Annotated in this window: 8 protein-coding genes; 2 read left to right on the forward strand and 6 right to left on the reverse strand. The window is 76.2% G+C overall.

The window, feature by feature from the left end; genetic code table 11:
- Positions 1-51: 51 nt before the first annotated feature.
- Positions 52-984, reverse strand: coding sequence for an AlkA N-terminal domain-containing protein (locus tag ACH9D3_RS05660; protein ID WP_396410199.1), 933 nt, complete (start codon positions 982-984; stop codon positions 52-54).
- Positions 971-1699, reverse strand: coding sequence for an FCD domain-containing protein (locus ACH9D3_RS05665; protein WP_396410200.1), 729 nt, complete (start codon positions 1697-1699; stop codon positions 971-973). The genes ACH9D3_RS05660 and ACH9D3_RS05665 overlap by 14 nt, the downstream gene beginning before the upstream one ends.
- A 117-nt stretch (positions 1700-1816) precedes the next feature.
- Here ACH9D3_RS05665 and ACH9D3_RS05670 point away from each other — a divergent pair, with 117 nt between their 5' ends.
- Positions 1817-2785: an ABC transporter substrate-binding protein gene (locus ACH9D3_RS05670; RefSeq protein WP_396410201.1), complete on the forward strand. Its 969-nt coding sequence runs from the start codon at positions 1817-1819 to the stop codon at positions 2783-2785.
- A gap of 54 nt (positions 2786-2839) precedes the next feature.
- Here ACH9D3_RS05670 and ACH9D3_RS05675 read toward each other — a convergent pair whose 3' ends face one another.
- From ACH9D3_RS05675 to ACH9D3_RS05685, 3 genes are read right to left on the reverse strand one after another with little or no spacing between them, the layout of a single operon-like run.
- Positions 2840-4567, reverse strand: coding sequence for an ATP-binding protein (locus ACH9D3_RS05675; RefSeq protein ID WP_396410202.1), 1728 nt, complete (start codon positions 4565-4567; stop codon positions 2840-2842).
- 4 nt (positions 4568-4571) lie between these two features.
- On the reverse strand, positions 4572-6257 hold the full coding sequence (locus ACH9D3_RS05680; protein WP_396410203.1) for a 5-oxoprolinase/urea amidolyase family protein: 1686 nt from the start codon (positions 6255-6257) through the stop codon (positions 4572-4574).
- On the reverse strand, positions 6254-7018 hold the full coding sequence (locus ACH9D3_RS05685) for a 5-oxoprolinase subunit PxpA (protein ID WP_396410204.1): 765 nt from the start codon (positions 7016-7018) through the stop codon (positions 6254-6256). The genes ACH9D3_RS05680 and ACH9D3_RS05685 overlap by 4 nt, the downstream gene beginning before the upstream one ends.
- A gap of 216 nt (positions 7019-7234) precedes the next feature.
- Here ACH9D3_RS05685 and ACH9D3_RS05690 point away from each other — a divergent pair, with 216 nt between their 5' ends.
- Entirely contained in the window at positions 7235-7753 is a 519-nt protein-coding gene (locus ACH9D3_RS05690; RefSeq protein WP_396410205.1) for a fructose PTS transporter subunit IIA, read from the forward strand.
- Here ACH9D3_RS05690 and ACH9D3_RS05695 read toward each other — a convergent pair.
- Positions 7750-8654, reverse strand: a 905-nt coding sequence (locus tag ACH9D3_RS05695; protein WP_396410206.1) for a galactose-1-epimerase, incomplete at its 5' end; no start/stop codon positions are given. The genes ACH9D3_RS05690 and ACH9D3_RS05695 overlap by 4 nt on opposite strands.

An 8654-nucleotide genomic window follows, 5' to 3' on the forward strand; every position in this document is an offset into this window, starting at 1 on the left:
AGAGGGGTGCCGCAGGACGGGGGACGACCCCCGGGGGCTCATCTGCAGGGCTCACCCCGGCCCGTCGGCGGCGGGGAGGAGTGCCCCGGCCGAGTCCGGGAACGCCGCGCGGGCCCACAGCCGCATCACGGCGTAGCTGCGCCACGGGCTCCAGGCGGCGGACACCGCCGCCGCCGCGGAGGCGTCCGCCGCGCCGAGCGCGCGGCGCAGGACGAGGTCCTGGGGCAGGAAGACGTCGGGGTCGCCCAGGACGCGCAGGGAGATCGACCCCGCCGTCCACGGGCCGACGCCCGGCAGGGCGAGCAGGCGCTCGCGCAGCAGCGCGGCGTCGTCCCCGGTCCGGGCGCCGGCGCCCCCGGGCGGGCCGTCGAGGTCCAGTCCGTCGCGGACCGCCACGGCCAGGGCGTGGACGGTCGCGGCCCGGCGGGTCGTGATGCCCACGTCCCGCTGCAGCCGCGCCGGGTCCGTCCCGGCCAGCCGGTGGGCCGGCGGGAAGACGGTGGCCCCGCCGGCGACGGGGGACCCGTGGTGGCGGACCAGGCGACCGGCGAACGTGCGGGCCGCGGCGAGGGACACCTGCTGCCCGAGCACGGTCAGCACCGCCGTCTCGAAGCCGTCCGGCGAACCGGGCAGCCGGATCAGGGGCCAGGCGCGCACGTCGGGGGCGAGCGCGGGGTCGGCCGCGAGGGCGCGGTCCGCCGCGGGGGACTCCGTGCCCTCGCCCAGCCAGCGGCGCACCCGCTCCAGCACGGGCGTCAGGGCGGGGCCCGCCCCGGGGCCCACGTGCACCGGGAGACCGTCGGCCGTGAGCCGGTCCCAGTGCACGGTGACCGTGCGCACCGCTCCCGCGACCACGACGGGGCGCCGGTGGGCGCCTCCCCCGAGGTCGTCGCACCCGGGCACGGCCTGGGACGCCAGGAAGTCCCGGAGGAACCACGGGGACGCCGGCGGCGGGAGGAGGACGTCCACGTCATCCTCGTCCATGCGTCCCTCCGGGACCGCGCGGGCCGGGTGCGGGGCCCGCCAGGGCCTCGAGCAGCTGGCTGCGGGAGGCCTCCAGGTAGCGCTGCATCTGCACCGCCGACTCCTCGTGCCGGCCCTGCTCGAAGAGCTCGAGGATCCGGGCGTTGTGCTCGATGTAGGGCGCGTGGAAGGTCGGGTCCTCCCGCATCGAGAAGAAGACGAGCCGCATCTCCGCGAGGATCCGCGTCATCAGCTCGTCCTGGCGCACCGAGCCGGCCAGCTCCACGACGCCGCGGTGGAACCTCTGGTTCGCGTCGGCCATGCCGGGCACGTCCTGGCGGAGGCGCGCGGCGCGGCCGTCCTCGACGGCGGCGTGCAGCTCCGGCTGCGGGCCCGGGGCCGACCACCGCAGCGCCGACGTCTCGAGCGCGAGCCGCACCCGGTGGATCTCCTGCACGTCCTCCGCCCCGGGCCGGGCCACGGAGACGCCGCGGTTGGGCACCCTGACCAGCAGGTTCTCGCCCACCAGGATCGTGAAGGACTCGCGCAGGGTGTTGCGGGAGACCTGCAGCGCCTCGCTGACGCGGATCTCCGAGAGCCGGGTCCCCGGCGGCAGCCGGCCGGCGACGACGCCCCGGCGCAGGACGTCCGCGGCCCACGGGATGGCCTCCCCCTGGGGGGCGGGTCCGGCCTGCGCGACGGCCGTCAGCAGGAAATCGTTCTCCACGGTGTTCATCAGTCCACCATCCTGGCACCCCCGCGGGACACGACCGCTGCGTGGCGCCACCCTGGTGGCCCGCCCGGGCCGTCCTCTAGGCTTTCAGCAGTTCCGTCCGACTCCCTGGAGGCTTCGATGAAGAAGACCGGTGCAGCACTACTGGCCACGGCCACCGTCCTGACAGTGACCGCGTGCGGCGGGGGTGAGGAGTCCGGCGGCGGCGCGGGTGGGGACGGTGAGCTGACCACGGTCAGCGTGGGCGTCATCGCGGCCACCGACGTGGCCCCCCTCTACCTGGGGATCGAGCAGGGCTTCTTCGAGGAGGAGGGGCTGGAGCTCGACATCACCCAGGCCCAGGGCGGGGCGGCCATCGTCCCCTCCGTGGTGAGCGGGGAGATGGACTTCGGCTTCAGCAACGTGACGTCGCTGATCGTGGCCCGGTCCCAGGGGCTGCCGCTGCAGATCATCGCCAACGCCAACAACTCCACCGGGGTCCAGGGCGAGGACTTCGCCGACGTCCTGGTGCGCGAGGACAGCGACATCCAGGACGCGGCGGACCTCGAGGGCCGGACCGTCGGCGTCAACACGCTGAACAACATCAGCGACACCACCATCCGCGCGGCCATCGAGGAGCAGGGCGGCAACCCCGACGACGTCGAGTTCGTGGAGATCCCGCTGCCGGACATGCCGGCGGCCCTGGACCGGGGCGAGGTGGACGCGATCGGCTCGATCGAGCCCTTCCGGACCATCGCCCTGCAGGACGGAGCGCGCTCGGCCGTCTCCAACTACGCGTTCCCGATCGACAATCTGACCGTGGCCGTGTACTTCACCACGGAGGACGTGCTGGAGCAGGACCCGGAGATGGTGGAGTCGTTCCGGACGGCCATCGAGAGGTCGCTCGAGTTCGCGCAGGAGAACCCCGACGAGGTCCGCGCCATCCTGCCGACCTACACGCAGCTCGACGAGGAGCTGATCGACCAGCTCGTGCTGCCGTCCTTCCCGACCGAGGTGAACCGGGAGTCCGTGCAGGAGCTCGCGGACCTCGCCGTCCAGCACGGCCTCATCGAGGAGACCCCCGACCTGGACGAGCTGCTCCCCGAGTGATCCGCTCCTGAGCGCCGTCCCGGACGTGCCGCCGCCCGCCTCTCCCGAGCCCGCTCAGGAGAGGCGGGCGAGCACCTGCCCGGCGTCCACCGCGTCCCCGGGAGCCGCCGAGAGCTCCCGGACCGTTCCCGCCCGCGGTGCCGTCACCCGGGTCTCGGTCTTCATGGCCTCCAGCACGGCGACGTCCTGGCCCGCCTCCACGCCGTCCTGCTCGGACACCAGCCACGAGACGAGCGTCCCCGCGAAGGGCGCGGTGACGGCGCCGTCGTCGGCGGGGACCGCGGACGCGGGAGCCGCGTCCCGCGGGGCGGCGGAGCCGAGGGCCGCGGCGAGGGCGTCGGGGATGCCGATGCGCACGCGCGTGCCGTCGACGTCCACGGTGAAGCGGGTGCGGCCCGGTTCGTCCGCGCGGGCGTAGCCGGTGTCCGGGGCGAGCCGGCCGGCGAACTCGTCCTCGATCCACGTGGTCCACACCCCGAGCCCGTCGCCGCCGGCGAACGCCGGGGCGTCGAGCACGGCGCGGTGGAACGGGATCGTGGTGGCGACGCCGTGCACCCTCAGCTCGCGCAGGGCGGTGCGGGCCCGCACGAGCGCCTGCTCGCGGGTGGGGGCGCTGACGACGAGCTTGAGCAGGAGCGAGTCGAAGGACGTGGCCACCCGGGTCCCGCTCCGCACCCCCGAGTCGACGCGCACGCCCGGGCCGGTCGGGGTGTCCACGGCCTCGACCGTGCCGCCGGAGGGCAGGAAGCCGCGGCCCGGGTCCTCGGCGTTGATCCGGAACTCGAACGCGTGCCCCCGCTCGGCAGGGGTCCCGAGCACCGGCAGGGGCTCCCCGGCGGCCACGGCCAGCTGGACGCGGACCAGGTCCACGCCGTAGACCTCCTCGGTGATCGGGTGCTCCACCTGCAGCCGGGTGTTGACCTCCAGGAAGGAGACCAGCCCGTCCTGGGCCACGAGGAACTCGGCGGTGCCCACGCCCACGTACCCGGCCTCCCGGAAGATGCCCTCGGCGGCGGCGGCGATCCGCTCGCGCTGGAGGTCCGTGAGGAACGGTGCGGGGGCCTCCTCGACGAGCTTCTGGTGCCGGCGCTGCAGGGAGCAGTCCCGGGTCCCCAGCACGACGACGTGGCCGTGGGTGTCGGCCACGACCTGCGCCTCCACGTGCCGCGGGCGGTCCAGGAAGCGCTCCACGAAGCACTCGCCGCGGCCGAACGCGCCCTGCGCCTCACGGGCGGCCGAGCGGAAGGCGTCCTCGACCTGGTCGAGCTCCCGGACCACGCGCATCCCGCGGCCGCCGCCGCCGTGGGCGGCCTTGACGATCACCGGCAGCCCGTGCTCCTCGGCGAAGGCACGGGCGTCCTCGGGCGACTCGACCGGCCCGTCGCTGCCGGGCACGAGCGGGGCGCCGGCCCGCCGGGCGATCTCCCGCGCGGCGACCTTGTCCCCCAGCAGCACGATCGTCTCCGGGGAGGGACCGATCCAGGTGAGCCCGGCGTCGAGCACGGCGCGGGCGAAGTCCGCGTTCTCGGAGAGGAAGCCGTAGCCCGGGTGCACGGCGTCGGCTCCGCAGCGGCGGGCGATCGCGAGGACCGCGTCCCCGTCGAGGTAGGTCTCGGCGGGCGAGCTGCCCTCCAGGGCGTACGCCTCGTCGGCCAGCAGGACGTGCGGGGCGTCGGCGTCGGGGTCGGCGTAGACGGCCACGGACTCGAGGCCGGCCTCGGCGCAGGCGTGGGCGACGCGGACGGCGATCTCCCCGCGGTTGGCGATCAGGATCTTGCGCACGGTGCTACTCCTGGGACGTGTCGGGGTCGGTGGAGGTCTCGGTGGAGGTCTCGGTGGAGAGCCCGGTGGGGATCCCCGGCGCGGTGCCGGCGGGGTCCGGCCGTGCGGTGGTGCCGGCGGCGGTGTCCTCCGGCGCGCCCCCGTCGGGCGCCGGCAGCCGCGCGAAGCGCAGGCGCCCGCCGGGGCGCAGCTGGGCGAGCACAGCGAGGTCCTCCGGGTGCACCACGCCGAGCACGGGGTAGCCGCCGGTGGTGGGCGCGTCCTGGAGCAGGACGACCGGCAGCCCGGAGGGCGGGACCTGGACGCAACCGGGCACGGTCCCCTCGCTGGGCAGCTCGTCCGTGCGCACCCGCTCCAGCGGCTCGCCGGACAGCCGGGCGCCCACGCGGTCGGAGGAGGCGGTGAGCTGCCACTCCTGCGCGAAGAAGGACGCCACGGCGGCGGGGGCGAACCAGTCGTCGCGGGGGCCCGGGACCACCCGGACCGTGGGCACCGCGGGCGGGTCGGCCACCGGCTCGGGGAGCCGGACGGCCGTCCCCGGGTCGGGGCCGACCGGCAGGGCGTCGCCGGCGGCCAGCGGACCCGGGCCCAGGCCGGCGAGTGTGTCCGCGGAGCGGCTGCCCAGCACCGGCGGGACCGCGACCCCGCCCCGGACGCCCACGTAGACCCGCGCCCCGGCCGTCACGGTGCCGACGGCCAGCCGCTCGCCGTCGCGCAGGGCGAACGGGGTGCCGAGCGGGGGCCGCCACGGGGCCGGGCCCGTGACCGTCAGCGCCGCGCGCGCGCCGGTGACGGCCAGGACGTGCTCCCCGTGGGCGGTCAGCTCGAGCCCGCCGAGCAGGTGCTCCAGCACCGCCGCCCCCGGGTCGTTGCCCACCAGCCGGTCGGCCGAGCCGGCGGCGGCGGCGTCGAGCGCGCCCGAGGGGGAGACGCCCAGCGCGGCGGAGCCCGCACGGCCGCGGTCCTGGACCAGCGTCTGCAGTCCCGGCGCCTCGACCACCAGGTGCGGACCCCGCACCCGCGCGGGCTCGACGGCGGCCGGGGCGAGCTCCACGAGCTCGCGCACCGGCCGGTAGCGCACCCGGTCCCCGGAGCGCAGCAGCGAGGGGTCGTCCCGGCCGAGGTCGAACATCGGGGCCGCCGTGCGCCCGATGAGCTGCCAGCCGCCGGGGGAGCTGCGGGGATAGACGGCGGAGAACCGGCCGGCCAGGGCCACCGACCCGGCGGGGACGGCGGTGCGCGGGGTGTCGCGGCGGGGGACGTCGAGGCCGTCCTCGCCCACGCAGTAGAAGAAGCCGGGCGCGAAGCCCGCGAAGGCCGCGGTCCACGACTGCCCGGAGTGGGCCCGGACCACCCCGTCCGCGCCGAGGCCCGTGAGCTCGCCGACCGTCCCGAGGTCCTCGCCGTCGTAGACGACGTCGACGGCCACGGTGCGGGCCTCGCCCGCCCCGGCGCTCCCCCGGGGGGCGGCGCGTGCGGCGCGCAGGACCTCCCGCAGCGCCGCGGTGGTGCTCGCGCGCACGACCACGGTCTCCGCGCCGGCCACGCAGTCCACGAGCCCGGGCAGGTCCGCCGCGGTGAGCCGGGCGTGCACGGCCACGGCGTCGTGCAGGTCGGCGCACTCGACCAGCGCCGCCCGCGGGCCCAGCGGTCGGACCCGGCGGGGCGCGGAGGGGGCCGGTGTGCTCACAGGAAGCTGCCGACGCGCAGGCCGGCCTCCTCGAGTGCGCGGCGCACGCGCTCGGCGACGGCCAGCGCCCCCGGGGTGTCCCCGTGCACGCAGATGCTCTGCGGGTCCACCGCCACGAGGGAGCCGTCGACGGCCTCGACCACGTGCTCGACCGCCATCCGCACCACGCGCGCGGCGATCTCCTCGGGGTCGTGCAGCACGGCGCCGGGCTCGGAGCGGGGCACGAGGGTGGCCTCCGGCGTGTAGCCGCGGTCGGCGAAGGCCTCGCGGACCGTGCGCAGCCCGGCCGCGCGCGCCTGCCGCTCGATCTCGGAGCCGGGCAGCACCAGCAGCGGCAGGGCGTCGTCGACGTCGCGCACGGCGTCGACCACGGCTCCCGCGTGCTCCTCGTGGTGGACGATCGCGTTGTACAGGGCGCCGTGCGGCTTGACGTAGCCGACGCCGGTGCCCGAGGCGCGGGCCAGGGCCTGGAGGGCGCCGATCTGGTAGACGAGCTGGTCGGTCAGCTCGGGGCCGGGCACGGCGATGAAGCGGCGGCCGAAGCCCTTCAGGTCGTCGTAGGAGACCTGGGCGCCCACGGCCACGCCCCGGTCGGCGGCCACGGTGCAGGTGCGGCGGGCGACCGTCGGGTCCCCCGCGTGGAAGCCGCACGCCACGTTGGCGCTGCTGACCACGCCCAGGACGGCCTCGTCCCCGGTCATGGTCCAGGCGCTGAGCGACTCGCCGCAGTCCGCGTTGAGATCGATGTCGAAGGACGGCATGTTGTGCTCCTTGTCGCGTCGGTCCTCCCAGCATGCCCCCTCACCTTGGGTTGTTCAACAATGTCTGCCGTTGGACTCGGTGTCGGGGTCGGTGTCCGTCCGGAACGGTGGACGCCCGGGCCCGCCCGCCGTATGTTGGCCCGCACGAGGGCGCAGCGGTGCCGCGGGCAGCACGGTGGGCCGCGCCGCCCGTCCGCGCCACCGAGGGGACAGCACATGGGCGACGACAGGACCACCCGCACCGAGGACGACTCCCCGGAGCGCTCCGGCTCCGTCCTGGAGCACCTGAGCGAGTCGACCGTGCTCCTGGAGGTCTCCGGCGCGGACCGGGACGGCGTTCTCCGCCGGCTCGCCGAGCTCGGCGCGCACACGGGGCGGGCGTACGACGCCGACAGCACCGTGGCCGCGGCCCTCGCCCGGGAGGAGGAGGGCTCCACCGGGGTGGGCAACGGCGTGGCCCTGCCGCACGCCAAGTCCGCCGGTGCCGAGCGGCCGATGGTCGCGTTCGCCCGCAGCACGGAGGGCGTGGAGTGGAACGCGCTGGACGGCGAGCCGGTCCACCTCGTCTTCCTGATCTCGCTCCCCGAGGAGCGCTCGGGGGACGAGCACCTGGGGATCCTGGCCGAGCTCTCCGAGGCCCTGGCCGACGGGTCCTGCCGGCAGGCCCTCCTCGACGCCGGGAGCGCCGCCGAGGTGCTGACCGTGCTGGAGGACGCGCTGGACCGATCGTCCTAGACCGCGAAGCGCCATTCGGTGCGGGAGTGGTAGGTCTCGCCCGGGCGCAGCACCGGGTCGGTGCGTTCGGGGTGGTTCGGGGAGTCGGGGTGGTGCTGGGGTTCCAGGGCGATGCCGGCCCCGGCGTGGTAGGGGTGCCCGGCGGGTCCGGTGATGGTGCCGTCCAGGGCGTTGCCGGTGTAGACCTGCAGGGCCGGCTGGTCGGTGAACAGCTCCACGGACCGCCCGCTCGCCGGGTGCTCCAGGCGCGCGGCCCGGCGCAGGCCGGCCCCGCGCAGGTGGAAGGAGTGGTCGATGCCGCCCACCGCGGTGATGTCCGGGTGCTCCGCGCGCATCCGGTCCCCGAGGCGGGCCGGGGTGGTGAGGTCCAGCGGGGTGCCGGCCACGGGGGTCAGGGCCCCGGTGGGGAGCCCGTGGTCGTCCACCGGGAGGTAGGAGTCGGCGGTGACGGTGAGCCGGTGGTCCTCGATCGTGCCGGCGCCTTCGCCGGCGAGGTTGAGGTAGAGGTGGCTGGCCAGTGAGGCCACGGTGGGGGCGTCGGTGCGGGCGTCCAGGTCCAGGGTCACGGTGTGGCCGCGCACCCGGTAGGTGGCGGTGACGGTGAGCTCTCCGGGGAAGCCCTGGTCCCCGTGCGGGCTGATCAGCTCCAGGGTCAGCCGGTCCGGGGCGGCGGCCACCGTCCGCCAGAGTCTGCGGTGGAAGCCCTCGGGGCCTCCGTGCAGGGTGTTTCCGCCCTCGTTGGCGGCCAGTTCCACGAGCACGTCGTCGAGGGGGAAGCCGGCCCCGGCGATGCGGTTGGCGTAGCGGCCCACGACCGCGCCCAGGAAGGCTTCCGGGGGTGCCGTGTAGCCGGTGGCGTCCGGGTGGCCCAGGGCGAGGTTGGTGGTGGCCCCGGTGCTGT

The sequence above is a fragment of the Kocuria kalidii genome, assembly GCF_044462225.1.
Taxonomy (GTDB): domain Bacteria; phylum Actinomycetota; class Actinomycetes; order Actinomycetales; family Micrococcaceae; genus Kocuria; species Kocuria kalidii.